This window comes from Mesorhizobium argentiipisi (SeqCode) (assembly GCF_037179585.1).
GTDB lineage: Bacteria > Pseudomonadota > Alphaproteobacteria > Rhizobiales > Rhizobiaceae > Mesorhizobium > Mesorhizobium argentiipisi.
The window spans coordinates 28917-44104 of sequence record NZ_JAPYKO010000039.1 but is presented as its reverse complement, the minus strand read 5'-3'; the positions used below and the strand labels follow the sequence as shown (position 1 = coordinate 44104).

19 protein-coding genes and 2 pseudogenes are annotated in these 15188 nt (G+C 63.5%); 9 read left to right on the top strand and 12 right to left on the bottom strand.

Features of this window, described 5'->3' with window-relative positions:
- Positions 1–225: 225 nt before the first annotated feature.
- Complete coding sequence (locus tag O7A05_RS31330; RefSeq protein WP_337097151.1) at positions 226–579, top strand: hypothetical protein; 354 nt, start codon at positions 226–228, stop codon at positions 577–579.
- Positions 560–838: a DUF6894 family protein gene (locus O7A05_RS31325; protein ID WP_337097150.1), complete on the top strand. Its 279-nt coding sequence runs from the start codon at positions 560–562 to the stop codon at positions 836–838. Before O7A05_RS31330 ends, O7A05_RS31325 begins: the two co-directional genes overlap by 20 nt.
- 77 nt (positions 839–915) lie before the next feature.
- On the opposite strand, the gene O7A05_RS31320 is transcribed toward O7A05_RS31325, so the two are convergent.
- Both O7A05_RS31320 and O7A05_RS31315 read right to left on the bottom strand, forming a co-directional pair.
- Positions 916–1116: a hypothetical protein gene (locus O7A05_RS31320; RefSeq protein WP_337097149.1), complete on the bottom strand. Its 201-nt coding sequence runs from the start codon at positions 1114–1116 to the stop codon at positions 916–918.
- Positions 1117–1178: 62 nt separating this feature from the next.
- Positions 1179–1403, bottom strand: a pseudogene (locus tag O7A05_RS31315) (LysR substrate-binding domain-containing protein); the annotation flags it as partial.
- A 228-nt stretch (positions 1404–1631) separates the two neighbouring features.
- On the opposite strand from O7A05_RS31315, the gene O7A05_RS31310 reads away from it, so the two are divergent.
- Positions 1632–1997 (top strand): hypothetical protein, encoded by a 366-nt coding sequence (locus tag O7A05_RS31310; RefSeq protein WP_337097147.1) that lies wholly within the window; start codon positions 1632–1634, stop codon positions 1995–1997.
- 55 nt (positions 1998–2052) lie between these two features.
- Here O7A05_RS31310 and O7A05_RS31305 read toward each other — a convergent pair whose 3' ends face one another.
- Positions 2053–2784: a GntR family transcriptional regulator gene (locus O7A05_RS31305; protein WP_337097146.1), complete on the bottom strand. Its 732-nt coding sequence runs from the start codon at positions 2782–2784 to the stop codon at positions 2053–2055.
- A 184-nt stretch (positions 2785–2968) separates the two neighbouring features.
- Between O7A05_RS31305 and O7A05_RS31300 the strand changes: the two genes are divergently transcribed.
- Both O7A05_RS31300 and O7A05_RS31295 read left to right on the top strand, forming a co-directional pair.
- Positions 2969–3982 carry an SIS domain-containing protein gene (locus O7A05_RS31300; protein ID WP_337097153.1) on the top strand — a complete coding sequence of 338 codons (1014 nt, stop codon included), beginning with the start codon at positions 2969–2971 and terminating at the stop codon, positions 3980–3982.
- 40 nt (positions 3983–4022) lie between these two features.
- Positions 4023–4835, top strand: coding sequence for a PfkB family carbohydrate kinase (locus O7A05_RS31295; protein WP_337097144.1), 813 nt, complete (start codon positions 4023–4025; stop codon positions 4833–4835).
- 3 nt (positions 4836–4838) lie between these two features.
- Here O7A05_RS31295 and O7A05_RS31290 read toward each other — a convergent pair whose 3' ends face one another.
- Genes O7A05_RS31290 through O7A05_RS31280 form a run of 3 tightly spaced genes read right to left on the bottom strand, consistent with a single transcriptional unit; the run spans position 4839 to position 7988 of the window.
- Positions 4839–5810: an amino acid ABC transporter permease gene (locus O7A05_RS31290; protein WP_337097143.1), complete on the bottom strand. Its 972-nt coding sequence runs from the start codon at positions 5808–5810 to the stop codon at positions 4839–4841.
- 19 nt (positions 5811–5829) lie between these two features.
- Entirely contained in the window at positions 5830–7110 is a 1281-nt protein-coding gene (locus O7A05_RS31285) for an NAD(P)/FAD-dependent oxidoreductase (RefSeq protein ID WP_337097142.1), read from the bottom strand.
- 50 nt (positions 7111–7160) lie between these two features.
- Positions 7161–7988 carry a transporter substrate-binding domain-containing protein gene (locus tag O7A05_RS31280; RefSeq protein WP_337097141.1) on the bottom strand — a complete coding sequence of 276 codons (828 nt, stop codon included), beginning with the start codon at positions 7986–7988 and terminating at the stop codon, positions 7161–7163.
- Positions 7989–8119: 131 nt separating this feature from the next.
- On the opposite strand from O7A05_RS31280, the pseudogene O7A05_RS31275 reads away from it, so the two are divergent.
- Positions 8120–8382: pseudogene (locus tag O7A05_RS31275) on the top strand (hypothetical protein); the annotation flags it as partial.
- Here O7A05_RS31275 and O7A05_RS31270 read toward each other — a convergent pair.
- Positions 8362–8922 carry a hypothetical protein gene (locus O7A05_RS31270; RefSeq protein WP_337097140.1) on the bottom strand — a complete coding sequence of 187 codons (561 nt, stop codon included), beginning with the start codon at positions 8920–8922 and terminating at the stop codon, positions 8362–8364. The pseudogene O7A05_RS31275 and the gene O7A05_RS31270 sit on opposite strands and share 21 nt — an antisense overlap.
- 79 nt (positions 8923–9001) lie before the next feature.
- Between O7A05_RS31270 and O7A05_RS31265 the strand changes: the two genes are divergently transcribed.
- Entirely contained in the window at positions 9002–9532 is a 531-nt protein-coding gene (locus tag O7A05_RS31265) for a cupin (protein WP_337097139.1), read from the top strand.
- Positions 9533–9562: 30 nt separating this feature from the next.
- Here O7A05_RS31265 and O7A05_RS31260 read toward each other — a convergent pair whose 3' ends face one another.
- Positions 9563–9922, bottom strand: a complete 360-nt coding sequence (locus tag O7A05_RS31260; protein ID WP_337097138.1) for a hypothetical protein — start codon at positions 9920–9922, stop codon at positions 9563–9565.
- A gap of 199 nt (positions 9923–10121) precedes the next feature.
- Between O7A05_RS31260 and O7A05_RS31255 the strand changes: the two genes are divergently transcribed.
- Complete coding sequence (locus O7A05_RS31255; protein WP_337097137.1) at positions 10122–10436, top strand: EthD family reductase; 315 nt, start codon at positions 10122–10124, stop codon at positions 10434–10436.
- A gap of 55 nt (positions 10437–10491) precedes the next feature.
- Here the strand turns inward: O7A05_RS31255 and O7A05_RS31250 are convergent, their stop codons facing one another.
- The 4 genes from O7A05_RS31250 to O7A05_RS31235 form a co-directional block, all read right to left on the bottom strand.
- Positions 10492–10647, bottom strand: a complete 156-nt coding sequence (locus tag O7A05_RS31250; RefSeq protein WP_337097136.1) for a hypothetical protein — start codon at positions 10645–10647, stop codon at positions 10492–10494.
- 31 nt (positions 10648–10678) lie between these two features.
- Positions 10679–10969 carry a DUF2934 domain-containing protein gene (locus tag O7A05_RS31245; protein WP_224513334.1) on the bottom strand — a complete coding sequence of 97 codons (291 nt, stop codon included), beginning with the start codon at positions 10967–10969 and terminating at the stop codon, positions 10679–10681.
- A gap of 85 nt (positions 10970–11054) precedes the next feature.
- Positions 11055–11618, bottom strand: a complete 564-nt coding sequence (locus O7A05_RS31240; protein WP_337097134.1) for a DNA-3-methyladenine glycosylase — start codon at positions 11616–11618, stop codon at positions 11055–11057.
- A 41-nt stretch (positions 11619–11659) separates the two neighbouring features.
- Entirely contained in the window at positions 11660–12808 is a 1149-nt protein-coding gene (locus O7A05_RS31235; protein WP_337097133.1) for an amidohydrolase, read from the bottom strand.
- Between the two features lie 399 nt (positions 12809–13207).
- Between O7A05_RS31235 and O7A05_RS31230 the strand changes: the two genes are divergently transcribed.
- The gene (locus tag O7A05_RS31230) at positions 13208–15130 is read left to right on the top strand and encodes a putative bifunctional diguanylate cyclase/phosphodiesterase (RefSeq protein ID WP_337097132.1); all 1923 of its coding nucleotides are present in this window, start codon (positions 13208–13210) and stop codon (positions 15128–15130) included.
- The last annotated feature ends 58 nt before the right edge of the window (positions 15131–15188 follow it).

The window sequence follows — 15188 nt, the reverse complement described above, 5'->3', positions numbered from 1 at the left end:
GACGCTCTAAAGCCTAGAGACCTCACCTATTTCGTCCCCCGGGTCAGTTCTGGTGATTTTCAACAGCAAGAATGTTCGACCCTGGTTCAGGTTCCGGCCGGGCATGCAGCGAGTGCCGGACCTGCGCCTTCATCCAGTCGATCTCTGGACCAGCTGTACTATCCACAGAACGCTGCATCCTTTGCGAGTAACCGGCGTTGAAGAGGATCGTTCAGGATGGTTTCCATGGGTGCAAAGATGAAAGTGCCGGTAGCCGAAGCCTCTCAGGAGGCCGATATCCTCGTGAACAAAACGGCGCATTTCGTGGGCGAATGGATCGATGAACACAAGGCTGAAGCTCCGGTAGCGCTCCCTGCGGAAATCGTAGCCGCGGAATTGGCGGATCAATGTATCGCTGACGCTGAAAACGAGGGCATAGGGCCTGACGAGATCAGCGAAGAAGTTGGCGACCTCAAGGAATATATCGCCGAGACCGTGCTGGAGAAGCAAAGCGATGGCGGCGGCGATGTTCATGGATCGATCTCACCTGCGCCATCTGCCGTTGGAAACGGGGAGCCAAATGCCGAAATTCCGCATTGAGTTCCTCGAATCCACGGCGCTGCCACCGATCTACGTCGAGATGGAAAGCCTCGAAACCGCGAAAGCCGAGGCCAAACGGGCTGCCAAGGAAGCCATGCTCGACGGCATTGCCGGAGACCCGACCTCCTGGACGACCAAGATATATGACGAGGCCGGTTATCTGGTGGCGACCATCGAGTTTCAGGATCTGGCGTCCGGCCGACAGCGTCCCGGTCAAGCGGATGAGGCCGGCGAGCCTGGCGTAATGCGCTCAGGTTGAGATCTGATCCAGCGCCGACGAGAGCGCTCGCATCGATATCCGGGCCATGGCGATTTGCTTCAGCCCGCCGTGCGGGCTTAGTCGTCGCCTTTGTAGGTTTTGGCGGCTTCCTCGATCTTGCGCCAATCGTTGCCGTAGCGCCGCACCAGCTCTCGTGCCTGCGCGGGCGATAGATTCTGCGTCTCGACGATATGCTTCACTTCCGTCTCTTCGCCCTTCAGCGGACGCGAGCGCGGCCGCCTGGAGTGTTTGGCTGTCGCCGCATCTTGTCTCGCCATGCATGACCTCGCTCGGATCGGTATCAACCGCCGAGCCGAAGGAAGGTTTCCTGAACCGCTCGTCAGCCCGGCTCGATCTCCGAAAACAGCCAGTCGCGAAAGGCCTTCACCTTGCGCTGGCGGATCGCTTCCGGCGGATAGACCAGATAGAAGCTCGACACCGCCTTCAGTGCGTGGTCGAACGGCCGCACCAGCCTGCCGGTGGCGAGGTCGGCTGAAACCAGCATGGTGCGTCCGAGCACCACGCCTTCGCCTTGCACGGCCGATTCCACCGCGAAGGTGGCGGAAACCCGCCGAGATCGCGCCGGCCTATCTCTATCTCATGCAGAACGAGTTCATGACCGGCGAGACCATCCACATCGACGGCGGGCAGCGGCTGGTGTGAGCGGACCAGGCCGGAGCCTCCATTTGAAGTTCCGGCCTCCAACTGTGGCCATCGATCAGTGCCGGCATCGCCGCCAGATCTGCGCTAAACATGGCGTTTCCGGGGGAACGCTAATATAGATGATGCTCGAATGAGCAGCGCCTCCACATCGTCGAGGAATGCCGTGCGAAGGGTCATCGTCGCAGCCATGTGGATTGCCGCCGCGACAGGCGCCGACGCCCATGACTGGTACGAGAATAAGTTTGACCCGGTGACGAACTTCAAATGTTGCGGCGGCACGGATTGCCGCCCCATCCCGGAATCCTCAGTGCAGTCCAGGGCCGACGGCGGCTATGTTTACTTGCCCGATGGTTTCAACATCCCGCGAGACCGCGTGCAGGAATCGCCGGACGGCCGTTATCATATCTGCGAGAACCATTACGTGATAACCAACCAGCCCTATCTGCGCTGCTTCTTCGCGCCGCGGCTCAAAATCTCGCGGCTGCTCCCTCGCTAGCCGGGCCCTCGATCTGGATCGGACCTGACACCGGCCATCGCCACCATTTGAGCTTTCACTTTCGTGCGAAGCTGAAGGTGAAATGGCTGCCGCGGTGATAGACGGCGGCATGGACGACCGGGGTTCCGGTCCCATCGAAACAGGTTTCCGTAATGAGCAGGGCTGGCCCGAAGTCGCGCAGGTCGTTGCGCTGCACGATTTCGTCGGGCAGCGTCACGGCTGCAACGGAGGCGGCCGACATACGCGGCTGATGGCGGTGCTTTTCCAGCAGGGCGAGCAGCGAGCCGCTCCATTCGATGTCGAAAAGGCGCCCCGGCAAAAGGCTGCGCGGCACGTAGTCGAGCGAATAGATGAGGGGCAGATCGTTGTGCAGCCGCAGCCGTTCAAGCCGGATGACGCGCTCTCCGTCCGCCAGGCGCAATTGCTGCTGGATCAATGGATCGGGCGTTTCCTCGGCGATAGAAAGGACCTTGTTGACGGTGGTGTAGCCATAGTGGCGCGACATGTCGGTCACGCTTTCGAACACCGTGATTGGACGGTCAACCTGGACAGCGGAGTTCGCGGTCACGAAGCGGCCGAGACCATGGGTGACGGAGATGATGCCGTCCTGTTCGAGAAGCTTCAGCGCTTCGCGGAGGGCAGGGCGCGAGATGCGGAAGCGCTGCGTCAGCTGCGATTCCGTTGGGAGCCGGTCGCCGGGTTTGAGCCCTTCGGTCCTGATGAGGTCGGCCAAGCGGTCGCGCAGCTGAACCGCCAATGTGCGCGCATCCCGAAGCGGCTCGTCCAAGTCCCTCTTCCCCATTGTGCCAACTCTCCTTTTGTTGTCGGACAATCGCGCTCAGGTCAAGCGGAGGCATGCCGTGGCGATCGCATGGCGTATAGGCAATGCTGCGAACCGATCCGCAAAATTTCTCTTGAAATGTCTTCCTGCAGATGTCAGTTGTCTTACAACTCAGTTGATCGAGGGAACGATGCTTAATTTCGATGAAGCCCGGTTTGTGCGCATCCAATCGGGGGCGGTAGCCTTGCGCGAGCGCATTGAAGCCGTTGTGGCGCAGTGCCTCGCCGCCGGGGCGCAAAACATCTTCTTCCTCGGCACCGGCGGGGCAGCGATCCTGATGCATCCGGCCGCGCAATTGCTGCAGCGCCGATCCGGCTTTCCGGCCTTAGTCGACATCACCGCCGAGCTGCAGCTTGCCCAATCCGTGCACCTGACCGACAAATCGATCGTCGTGTTGCCCTCGCTCTCCGGCACGACCAAGGAAAGCGTGGCGCTGCTGTCCCGGATCAAGGACGTCGGGGCGACGGTGATCACGCTGGTCGGACATCAGGAGACGCCGCTCGGCAAGGGCGGGGACCATGTCTTCGTCAACTTCGCCGAGGACGACACGTCCTGCGAATCCTTCTATCTCCAGTCGCTCTTCATCTCGCTTGCAGTGCTGAAGCATCGCGGTGAGCTCGCCCAATCCGAACGGATTCTCGCTGAACTGGAACAGTTGCCGCGACTGTTGCTGGAGGTGAAGCGGAGCTATGAAAAGGAAGCCGCCGGCTTCGCACAAAAACTCGCCGCCTCCGACTATCACATCATCACCGGCGCCGGGAATGTCTGGCCGCAGGCCTGGTATTACGGCATGTGCATCCTGGAGGAGATGCAGTGGATCCGGACCCGCCCCGTGCACGCTTCAGACTTTTTCCACGGCACGCTGGAGCTGGTGGACAAGGACGTCAGCGTCGTGCTCTTCAAGGGCGAGGACAGCGCCCGGCCATTGGCCGATCGCGTGGAGACATTCGCGCCTACCTACACGGACAAGTTGACGGTGCTCGACACGGCCGATTTTGAACTGCCCGGCATTTCGCCGGATGTACGCGCGCTGGTTTCGCCGATCGTGCTCGCGACCGCGCTTGAACGGGTCAGCGCGCATCTCGAGGTAATCCGCAACCACCCGCTGACGACGCGCCGCTACTATAAGCGCGTTGCCTACTAGCGCCGGTCTCCGCGCCGGCGCTGACCACGTAGCACAGGATATGAGCAGCTTTCGATTTGCCACCGTCGGCGACAACTGCATCGACCGCCTCGGAGCGCCGATCGGCCGCTCGCTGGTCGGCGGCAACGCGCTCAACGTTGCCGTCCAGCTTGCCCGGCTCGGCCAGAAGAGCTTCTATTTCGGCGCTGTCGGCCGCGACGCCGAGGGCGAACGCACCCGCGCCGAGCTCGAAGCCAATCAGGTGGCGGTCAAGCACCTGCGCATACGCCAGCGCAACACCGCCTGGACCGACATCAAAGTCTTGCCGTCCGGCGAGCGTTTGATTGCCGCCGAGGATTTCGGCGCCTGCGCCGGCTATGCGCCGGACGAGGCCGAACTGGCGATTCTGGAGGCGATGGGTCACGTCCATATCGGCTGGCTGGACGATGGCGGCGCCTTGCGCAGGCACCTGTCGCGGGCGGGCGTCAGCGTCTCGCAGGACATTTCGGTCAACGCCGATCCCGCCGATCTCGGTGTGGAGGGTTTGAGCATAGTTTTCTGCTCGACTGGCCAATCTCGCGATGCGGCCGAAGCAATGGCCGCGGATCTCTTGTCGCGCGGCGCAGGCTGCGCCGTCGTCATGCGCGGTGCCGTGGGGTCGATGGCGCTGACGGCCCGCGAACGCGCCGAGACCGGCATCCGCCCGGTCGAGGTCGTCGACACGACCGGCGCCGGCGACAGTTTTATTGCCGGTTTCGTGCATGCATGGCTGGCCAGGAAGCCGCTGGTGCAATGCCTCGAAAGCGGCCGCGATCATGCCGCTCTGGCCTGCCGCCATCTCGGCGGCTTTCCCCAGGAGGGGATGCCGCATTGAAGCTCAGCGTTTGAGCGATCGCCCGAACCGTTCCTCGATGCGGGACTGCAGGAATTCGAGCCCGATGGACAAAATCCAATAGATCATCGAGGCGGTGATCAGCATCTCGATATGCCGGAACTCGGTCTGGCCCTGCGTGCGCGCCAGATACATGATCTCCCAGACCCCGACCACCGAGACCAGGGAGGAATCCTTCAGCATCGCGATGAACTGATTGCCCGTCGGCGGCACGATGACGCGCATCGCCTGCGGCAGGATCACCAGGAACATCGTCTGGTTGGGGCTGAGTCCAAGCGCGGTGGCTCCCTCGGTCTGGCCGCGCGGAATGCTTTCGATGCCGGCCCGGAAAATCTCGGTCATATAGGCGCCGTAGCAAAGCGACAGGGCCATGATCCCGGCGGGCACGGCCCCGATCACATAACCGACCTGCGGCAGGCCGAGATAGATGATGTAGATCTGCATCAGCAATGGCAGCCCGCGAAACAGCGACGTGTAGAACGTTGCCAGGCCATAGACGATGCCGTTCTTGGAGAGCTTGGCTATGGCGCCGATGAAGGCGATGATCGTCGCGATGGCGATCGAAATGGCGGAAATGTAGAGCGTCGTCACCACGCCCTGCGAGATGAGGAAACCGATCTTCCTGGCAATGAAAGAAAAGGACAGGTCGAAGGAGTAGAAGAAGAGCATCAGCAGCACGAACAGCTCGATCCAAACGGCCACGATCTGCTGCTTGCGCCCGAGTTGCTGCAGCGCCTTCCAGTTGGCGGCCACGATCAGCGCGATCAGCACCGCTGAGACGGCTCGCGCCACCGCGGGATTGGCCGCAAGCCACTCGATTGAGCTCGGGATCAGCTTGCCGATCCAGTCTGCCTTGATGCCGAGACCGTAGAGGCCCGCGGCGAAAGCGGCGAGCGCCAGGCACAGGCCGATGCGGCGCGCGGCGTCCGGATAGTTGAGCAGCAGTCTGCCGATCACCTGTCGATATCCCTTCTGGTTAGCGGGGGCGTTCGCGCCACCAATCCTGCGCCTGCAGCTTCCAATAGGTGAGTTGCGCCGCGGCAAGCCCCACCGGCCCGCCTGCCCAGGCCAGTCCGAACGGCGCGAACAGAAGGTGGCGGTCCGACTGGCCCAGTATCGCTTCGGCGACCACCTTGCCGGCTATGGCCGTCGTGTTGATGCCGTGCCCGCCAAACGCGGTGAGATACCAGGCGCCTGGCTGCAGCTGCCCGATCTGGGGCATCAGGTGGCGGGCGTAGGCCATCAGTCCTGACCAGGCGAGTTCGGTCTTGAGCGCATGGAGCTGAGGGTAGGTTCCCACCATCTCACGGCGCAATTCCCTGGCCAGCGTCGCCGGCGAAGCGGCCCGCGTGGTAATGCGCCCGCCCCAGAGCAGCCGCTTTCCATCCTCCACGACGCGGTAGTAGTCGCCGGCCCGGCGGTTGTCGCCGACGGCATCTGTCGTCGCGATGGCGCCGGCGATGAGATCGGGGGCTTCCTCGCTCAGCATCACATAGGTTGCGATCGGCAACATGGCCCGCTTCAGCCGACCGACCAGCGGTCCTGTATAGCCGCCGGTGGCAAACACCGCTTGCCGCGCGCGTACTTCGCCGCTTGCGGTGCGTAGGCTCTTGTGCGGGCTATCGAGTCTGGCCTCGATCGCGCTGGAGCCTTCGTGAATCCTGCCGCCCAGCCGCTCGATCTCCGCCCCGATGGCGCGCAGATAGTTCAGCGGATGCATATGGAAGGCGTTGGCATCGCGCAGGCCCTGGTAGTAGCGCTCGGAACGCAGCACAGCGCGCACCTGGTCGCGCTCGAGATATTCGAGCCGATAGTCGAAATCCCGCGCCAGCCTCTCTGCATGAGCCTTCAGTTCGGCGCCGCCGTCATGGCGCAGCACGCCCATGATGCCGGGGCGAGGCTTCGCCGCCGTGATGTTGAGATCCTTGATTGTGTGCCGCACGAAATCGACGCCTTCGATCGACAGCCGATGCAGTTCTCGTGCCGCCGCCGCGCCGGCCATCGCGGCGATCTTGTCGCTGCCGGTCGCGAAGCCCGGGCTGACGAAGCCGCCGTTGCGGCCCGAGGCGCCGAAGCCGATGCTCTCGGCTTCGAGCAGCACGACCTGCTGCCCGGCCCGCGCCAACTGCAGCGCCGTCGTCAGACCGGCCAGTCCGCCGCCGACAATGACTGTGTCGCATTCGGCCGGACCCGCGAGCGGTGGTCTGACCTTCTCGTCGGCAAGTGTGCGTCGATAGTAGGTGTCGGGATAGGTCATGATGGGTTCTGATGGAGCAGGCGGCCTTGAGGGGCCGCCCGCGATGAGCGTCAATCGGCGCTGTAGTTCTTGCCGTACCACTTGGTGGTCAGCGTGGCGAGCGTGCCGTCTTTCTTCATCTGGTCGATGATGCCGCCGATCTTGGTGGTCCACTCGGCATCGCCTTTGTCGGCGATCACCACCAGCGGCTCGCGGAAGGCGTAGTCGCCCTCGAGAATGCGCAGCGGGTAACCGTTCTTGATGGCGTTTTGAGCGGTCTGCTCGGGCGCGATGACCGCGTCGAGCCGCACGCCGTCCCCCAGTCTCAAATCGTCGAAGGGCAGCATGGAATCCGCGAAAGTCCGGATCTCGCCAGGCTGCAGCTTGTATTCGACAGGCGGAAGGCCGGGAGCGTCGATCTCCAATTGGCGGCGGATGAAATCTTCCGACGTGGTGGCGGTCTCGACGCCGATCACCTTGCCGTTCAGATCGTCCACGGATTTCGCCTTGCTGTCCTTGTGGACCACATAGACATAAGGGCTGTAGTAATAGATGCCGGCGAAATCGATCACCCTCGCCCGGGCCTTGGTCGGCGTCACCGAGCCGACGCCGAGATCATAGCGGCCCTGCCAGTGGCCGCCGGTCATGGTCGCCCAATCGGGCGTCTCGAAGCTGACCTCGACGCCGAGCCGTTTGGCGATCTCTTTCGAGACCTCGATATCGAAACCGACCAACTGGTTGCTCTCGTCGAGAAAGCTCTGCGGTGGCCAACCGCTGTTGGTCGCGACCACCATGGCCTTCTTGGTTGTGACGCGATCCAGGGTTTCTCCCGCCCACGCTGCCGACGCAAATGCGAGCGCGCCGGCAGCCAACGCGAAACAAGCGATAAATCTCCTCACGAAACCTCCCTCTCGTATGTAAGATGTCTGACAACGTAACTTGTCCGGAAGGGAGAGGATGAGTCAAGCGTCTTTATCTGCGCATTGTCGAGTTTCGGCCTGCGATGCGCGTCCCGGCGTTGGCGTATGTTGGCGTCAGCTTCGACGGCCGGAGAGTGTTCTTCGGCCAGAAGCGCATGCGGTCCGGCGCCGGTGCGCCGCTTCCTTCCCGACCTGATTGAGCGCGTGCTGCAAGGCCGCATCAAGCCTGGCAAAGTCTTCGACCTCCCGCTGGCCCGAGGTCGCCGAAGGCTACCGCGCGATGGACGAACGCCGCGCCATCAAGGTCATGCTCGAGGTGCAGCCGGCGGCCCGGCTGCGAACCGTTTCAAGGCTAGGGAACCACCGCCCATAGCGTCTTCGCAAATCCGCGTTTGTCGAGCTGCCACGACTTGCCGGCAACCGTCGCCTTTCCGTTCCGGCATTTGTAGGAAAAGACGGCGTCGTGACCGGTCGCAAAGGCCGGCACGAAGTCGTCATTGGGGTTGGTCTTGCAGAACTCGTCCGCGCCGGGATTGTCGCGCGCCGCGTTCATTTTCGCGCAGGGCAGGTTGGCCCCGACGAAGCAGGCCAGCACCTTGCCGTTCATGCAGCGGTAATTGGCCTGCGTCTGCAGTTCCGATTCCGACGGCGTGCCCTTTGCGTCTGGAAACAGCTTCTTGAACGCCTTGACCGTACCGCCGTAAAGCTCGTGCGAATAGGGGCGGACCGTGTCGTCGTTCTTCATCTGGCGGCAGAGCTTGTAGAGGTTCTGGGCGAGCGCCGCGTTAGCGGTCGCGGCGGGCGTGGTAGCGGATGCGGGCGCCGCCATAGCGCTGACGCCAGCGGCAGCGAAAAGGGCCGACACGAGCGCTGAAGCAAGAAAGCCGATTGTCGAAAGGCGAAATGCAGTCATCGTAATCTCCTTGGACTGACCGGAGCAAAACGCGCAAGAAGCCGTTAGACGAGACGATAAGATTGCAGGAGCGACAAAGATGGCGCAACCCGTCGACAAACAGGAGCCACTCACCTTCCGCTTCGCCGATGACGGGCTGGTGCCCAACCATCCGCGCTGGCCGATGCTCGTCTATCCCGGCGCGGTGCCGTTGCCGGACGACGTCGATCCGGCTGCCGTCTTCGAGGATATTTTCGGCGCCAATGGCTGGGGCGACAGCTGGCGCAACGGCATCTACGGCTTCGTCCATTACCATTCGCGCATCCACGAGGTGCTGGGCATCGCGCGCGGCGCCGCCGAGGTCCGCTTCGGCGGCGACAAGGGCAAGGTGCTGGAGGTCAAGGCCGGCGACGTGGCGGTTCTGCCGGCAGGCACAGGCCACCAACGCCTGTCCGGCTCGGCTGACCTTCTGGTGGTCGGCGCCTATCCGCCTTTCGGCACATATGATCTGTGTCGCGGTCCGGAGCAGCATGCCGAGGCGCTGCGCACCATCCCGAAGGTCGGCCGGCCCGACAAGGATCCGCTCTTCGGCGGCGACGGGCCGCTGCTGAAAGCGTGGAGCGAAGGCTGATGGAGTAAACCGGAACGCGCGGTCCCCCGCCTACGGATAATGCGTTTTTTTGGGCGCGTAGGTTGCCGGATCGAAATCGAGCTCCTTCGGCAGCGGCTGGCTTGAGCACTCCAGATGCATCTGGCGAGCGAGAAGCCGCCGCTGTTGCTGCTCATGCTCCTTCACCGCCGCAACCATTCCCATGCTGTAAGGCCCAAGCAGAACCCCGAATCCCCAACCGGGATGGTTCTTCTCGCGTTGGGCATAGTCAGCGGCGGCAGTACGGGCCTGCTGGCATTGCGGCGATGTCCATTTCGGATCCTGCTGCGACAGCGAAGCGCCATCATCGATGGGAGAGGACACGCATCCCGCCACTGCCGCGCTCAGCGCGACGATCACCGCAATTCTCATCCTTGAGTCCCTGCTAATTTAAGGCGGAGAGAACACAGAACGCTCCTTCGTACAAGCGAGATAGCGGCGAAAAGCAAGGGGCAGGGCGGGACTGCCGCCATCGTCGTCCGTCTGCGCTTCCGAAATTTTTCAGCGCCTCGTTCCGTTTCCATCCGCGGTTTCGTCTCTGCTTCATCCGCCGCGAAAAAGGAGAACCGCTATGGCTGGAATGGTCGTAATCTACAAGCAGCCGGCTGACGCGAAGGCGTTCGACAAGCATTATTTCGAGACGCACATACCGCTGGCCAAGAAGATACCGGGTCTGAGGAAATACGAGGTCAGCCAGGGGCCGATCACGGTTGTGGCCGGACCAGCCGACGTCTACCTGATCGGGACGCTTTATTTTGACGATCTCGAAGCGATGAAGAGGGGTTTCGCAAGCCCGCAGGGAAAGGCGGCTGGCGCCGACCGCCGGCTTTACGCGCCCGATGAATCGGGAGTCCAGATGTTCCTCTTCGACAGCAGGGAAGTTTGAGGCCGCGGCTGAGACAGGACGATCGGTCCGCCGAGAGCCACGGCCGGATCGCTGATCACGTCGACTTTCCCCGCTCGATGTCGGTGCGTTTTTGCTCCGCCGCGGCAATCGCGGTTTCCATCACGGCATCCAGATCGGCCATCGCTTCCAGATGACCGTGATCGGCGATCGACTTGCGCAGCATGCGCATGGCCAGCAACGCGTCGTCCAATGCCTGTTCGACATTTTTAACCATGGCCGGGTCAGCCTTTGCGCCGGCTGCGCTTCTTCGGCGCCGGATCGTCGTCGGCCGGGCGATTTTCTAAGGCCTTGCGCGCCAGCGCCTCGGCCGCCACCGGGTCCGGCTGGCCGGCCGGTATCGTGACCGCGCCGGGCATCGCAGCACCCGGCTGTTCGCCCAACCCATTGTCCTCGCGCTCGATTTCCTCGCGAGCCTGATGCCAGTGCTCCTCGTCCTGGCCATTCGCTTCGCCGCTGCGTTGCCAGATCTCATAGGCACGGCGCTTGATGCGTTCGTATTTGTCGGTCGCCATTGTCTGGTCCTCCGTCATCTGCCTTCAAACGCGCGCTGGCCGCGAATGATCCATGACAGGGGCAGGGAACGGATAAGGTTGCGGCTCAAAACCTGCGGCTGAGATAGGCCGACCCGGCGAGGCCGAAGCGCCACTCGGCTTCCACGCCCTTGGTGAGGCCGATCCGGCGGCCGACGAGGATCGCGGCCGCACCGGCATCGGAATGGGCGAATTCGAAGGGCGGCGCGGTCAGCGAGAGCCCGTTATGCGAGGCGTCGACGCCGAGTGCCTGGCAAAGCTTGCCGGGACCGGAGCAGAGCAGCCGGTCGTTATCGGTGCCGCGCCGCTCGCGCATCTTGCCGATGCCGGATTGCGGCTGGATCGCTCGGATCAGCACCGCGCTGCCCGGCAGGCACACCGCGTTCAGGCACCAATGCAGCCCGTAGGAACGATAGACGTAGGCGTCGCCCGGGGCGCCAAACATTGGCGCGTTGCGCGGCGTGCGGCCGCGAAAGCTGTGCGAGGCGGGGTCGTCGGGCCGGTATGCCTCGGTCTCGACGATGATGCCGCCGACACCGGCAAGCCCAAGCCTGGCGCCGATCAGCGCGCGTGCCACCGCCAGGGCATCGCGCGCGAAGAAATCTGGAGCACAACGAGTGTCAACTGGCATGGTGGTAGACGTCAACCGGAGAGGCTATCGCTGGCGTTCTGTCATCCAAGCAGATTGCGCGCGGTGCGCATGAAGATTCGCGAACCGATCGGGATAAGATCATCGGGAAAATCATAATCGGGGTTGTGCAGGGAAGGGTGCTTTTCGCCAGCGCCGAGGAAGAACATCGCCGATTTGGCATTATGGCCGAAAATGCCGAAATCCTCCGAGGCGCGCATCGGCAGCGCCTCCTCGCTGCGCGCAACGCCTTCCTCGTCGAGCGCGCGGTTGAGATGCTCGACCGCGTCCGGCGCATTGACGCTGGCGACGAAGATTTCGTGATAGTCGAAGCGCACCGAGAGGCCGTGCTTGGCGGCGATCTTCGTGGCAAGCGCTTCCGCGGCGGCGACCTGCTCGGCCATGCGCTCGTCGCGGCGGGTGCGCAGCGTCGCCCACACCTCCGCATAGCCGGGCGCGATGCCGAACACGGCTTCGCCCATCGCGCAATGGGTGACGGTCACCATGCCGAAATCCTCATCAGTGAAGGTGCCGCGCCCGAGCGCGGGCAGCGCCGGCATCAATTCGCTCACCGCCGGCATCGGCGAGACGCCGGTCTCCGGCATCGACGAATGTGCGGTCTTGCCTTCGAGCACGATGCGCATGCCGCGCGAGGCGCAGTTGACGGTGCCGGTTTTCAGCCGCACCTCGCCGAACGGCACGCCCGGCAGATTGTGCAGCGAAAACGCAAAGTCCGGCGCGATCTCGGCAAAGCGCGGATCGGCGACGACCCCGGCCGCGCCGTTGCCGGTTTCCTCCGCCGGCTGGAACATCAGGACGACGCGCCCGCGCGCCGGCCTGTCGCGCCCGAACTGGCGGCCGAGTGCCGCCAGGATCGCGGTGTGCCCGTCATGCCCGCACATATGCGACTTGCCCGGCACTTCAGAGACATGTGCGACGCCCGAAAGCTCCTCGATCGGCAGCGCGTCGAGCTCCGAGCGGAACAGCACCGTCGGTCCGGCCTGTCCGCTGTCATAGACCGCCGCCACGCCGTGACCGCCGAGCCCCGTCAGCATCTTGTCCGGCCCGGTATCGGCGAGGAAATTCACCACCTCTTTCGCAGTCTTTTCCTCCTCATTCGAGATCTCCGGCTGGCGGTGCAGCTTGCGTCGCCATTCGGTGAGTTCGATGAGATCGCGGTTGGTCAGCGTCATGGACTGAGACTCCGATTGGGCTTTCCGGTCACACAAACACGATAGGTTTTTTCACGCGCCGTGCCATGGCGATCAATTCGGATAGGCCATCGGCCCCCGCAAAATCAATGCTGCTATCTCCACCTTCACCTGCGGCAAGTCGCGGCTAATCGGACGAAGGTCGACGCTCGTCCCGCAACGCCCCGTTCAGAACCGTTGCCCGATGGTCCCGTCTCGATCGGAGCCGCCGCCCGGTTTTCTCCCAGCTCCCGGCGCCGGCCAGATTCAACGGAGAAATGCGACGTAAACCGCTGAAATCCTTAACACGATTTTCATTCCGCTCGCCTAACCACTAGAGACATGAAAGGGCATGGCGAGCGGCTGGTGGTGGGTCCCTCCTCCGAGGGGAGGAGCGAAGCCGTGGAAGCCGGCATCCTGCGCGACCAGCTTGCGGATCTGAGCAAGGGCATCTTCATCTCGATGCCCATCGGTACGGTGCTCTCGGCCCTGATCCTGGCGGTGCAGCTCTTGTCCGGCGGCGGCCTTGCCGCGGTGCTGTGGTTCGTGGCGATCGCGCTGATCAACGGCGCGCGCGTGGTGCTTGCCGTCGCCCAATCGGAAGCCGCCTACGACAGGCAGGGGGCGGTGGACGCCCGGCTTTCCCTTTATGGCCTTATGGCGCTTGCTTCGGGCATCGCCTGGTCGTTTCTGGCGCTGCTGAGCGACGGATACACGACCAGCCAGGCGCCGCTCTATCTCATCGTGCTTGCCGGCATTTCGGCTGGTTCGGTCACCTACGGCACCTGCTATGCGCCGGCTTCGATCAATTTCATCACCCTGCCGCTCCTCACCGCCGCCGGCTGCGTGCTTGCCAATGGCGGTGTAGAAAATTACGTGCTCGCCTTCACCATCCTGCTTTTCCTCGGCGGCATGATCAGGAGCGCGCTGCTCGGGCAATCCCGCTTCCGCGAGACGAGCCGTCTCAAATACGAGGCGCGCGAATTCGCCGCCGAGATGGAGCGCAACTCCAGGCGCGACCCGCTGACGAATCTGCTCAACCGCTATGGACTGGAGCAGGCGATCGCCAAGCTAGGGCTCTCCGACGGCCCGTTCGTGGCCATGCTGATCGACCTCGACGGCTTCAAATCCGTCAACGACACCTATGGCCACAACATCGGCGACGACCTTTTGGTCAAGGTGGCGCGCCGGATCGAGGACCACGCCCCGCAAGGTGCCACGATCGCGCGCATCGGCGGCGACGAGTTCGTGCTGCTTTTCTCGGCCGGCAGATACCGGCAGCCAGCCGGCGAGCTCGCTTGCGCCATCATCGCGGCCATCGCCAATCCGGATCCGGAGCTGAATTCGGTGCGCGTCGGCGCCTCGATCGGCATCTATCAGTCGGAGAAGCCGCGCCTGACGGAAATGCTGCTCAAGGCCGATTTCGCGCTCTATGCCGCCAAGCGCGGCGGCAGGAATGAATATTGCCTCTTCGACGCCGGGCTGGATGCCGCGCTGGAACGCAAGAATTGCATCGAGCGCGACCTGCGCGGCGCGATCGAAACCGGCGCCCTCTGCTCCTGGTTCCAGCCCCTGGTGCGGCTCGACACCAACGCGGTCGTCGGTTTCGAGGCGCTGCTGCGCTGGCATCACGACGTCCATGGCGCCATCTCGCCACCCGAGATCGTCACCGCGGCGCGCGAAACCGGCCTGCTTTCGCTTCTGACCGAAACGGTGTTCCTCAATTGCTGCGCCATGATCGCAGAGCTGGTGAAACACGGGCGTAGGGACGTTCGCGTCGCAATGAACCTCTCGCCGCGCGAGCTCGAGGCCGGCAATGTCGACGACATGATCCTCGACGGCCTGAAGGCCAAGCATGTGCCGGCCGCGATGCTCGAGATCGAGATCACCGAGGAGGCGCCGGTCGACCGCGACAGGGTCGACGAGAAGGTCGGGCGCCTGGCGGATGCGGGCATATCGATCGTGCTCGACGATTTCGGCACCGGCTTCTCGACCCTGGTTTCACTCAAGGACAGCCGCATCCGCAAGATCAAGATCGACAAGGATTTCGTGCGCGACCTGGCGAAATCCATCGAGGACCAGGCCGTGGTCGAGGCGGTGATCGGCCTCGGCCGGACGCTGGGCATCGAGGTGATGGCCGAGGGCGTCGAGACCGACGCCGACCGCATGATCCTGCGCTCGCTGGGCTGCGTGATTGGGCAGGGCTATCTTTTCTCGGCCGCGCTCCCCATGAGCGATGCGCTCGCCCTCGACGCGACCGGCAGGTCCGCCACCGAGGCCCTTTTCGAGCCGCGGCGCACGCCCCAGAGCGGCAACGCCGCCTGATTGACCACCGGCAAGGGCATTCATTGACCCGGCAGGCACGGCGTCTGAAGGCCAGGGT

What these genes read in the sequence shown, in the direction of transcription:
- O7A05_RS31240 (WP_337097134.1), bottom strand. Translation starts at nt 11,618, where the DNA reads ATGCCAGTTGACACTCGTTGTGCTCCAGATTTCTTCGCGCGCGATGCC.
- O7A05_RS31330 (WP_337097151.1), top strand. Translation starts at nt 226, where the DNA reads ATGGGTGCAAAGATGAAAGTGCCGGTAGCCGAAGCCTCTCAGGAGGCC.
- O7A05_RS31295 (WP_337097144.1), top strand. Translation starts at nt 4,023, where the DNA reads ATGAGCAGCTTTCGATTTGCCACCGTCGGCGACAACTGCATCGACCGC.
- O7A05_RS31300 (WP_337097153.1), top strand. Translation starts at nt 2,969, where the DNA reads ATGCTTAATTTCGATGAAGCCCGGTTTGTGCGCATCCAATCGGGGGCG.
- O7A05_RS31260 (WP_337097138.1), bottom strand. Translation starts at nt 9,922, where the DNA reads ATGAGAATTGCGGTGATCGTCGCGCTGAGCGCGGCAGTGGCGGGATGC.
- O7A05_RS31320 (WP_337097149.1), bottom strand. Translation starts at nt 1,116, where the DNA reads ATGGCGAGACAAGATGCGGCGACAGCCAAACACTCCAGGCGGCCGCGC.
- O7A05_RS31255 (WP_337097137.1), top strand. Translation starts at nt 10,122, where the DNA reads ATGGCTGGAATGGTCGTAATCTACAAGCAGCCGGCTGACGCGAAGGCG.
- O7A05_RS31310 (WP_337097147.1), top strand. Translation starts at nt 1,632, where the DNA reads ATGAGCAGCGCCTCCACATCGTCGAGGAATGCCGTGCGAAGGGTCATC.
- O7A05_RS31245 (WP_224513334.1), bottom strand. Translation starts at nt 10,969, where the DNA reads ATGGCGACCGACAAATACGAACGCATCAAGCGCCGTGCCTATGAGATC.
- O7A05_RS31235 (WP_337097133.1), bottom strand. Translation starts at nt 12,808, where the DNA reads ATGACGCTGACCAACCGCGATCTCATCGAACTCACCGAATGGCGACGC.
- O7A05_RS31325 (WP_337097150.1), top strand. Translation starts at nt 560, where the DNA reads ATGCCGAAATTCCGCATTGAGTTCCTCGAATCCACGGCGCTGCCACCG.
- O7A05_RS31265 (WP_337097139.1), top strand. Translation starts at nt 9,002, where the DNA reads ATGGCGCAACCCGTCGACAAACAGGAGCCACTCACCTTCCGCTTCGCC.
- O7A05_RS31270 (WP_337097140.1), bottom strand. Translation starts at nt 8,922, where the DNA reads ATGACTGCATTTCGCCTTTCGACAATCGGCTTTCTTGCTTCAGCGCTC.
- O7A05_RS31285 (WP_337097142.1), bottom strand. Translation starts at nt 7,110, where the DNA reads ATGACCTATCCCGACACCTACTATCGACGCACACTTGCCGACGAGAAG.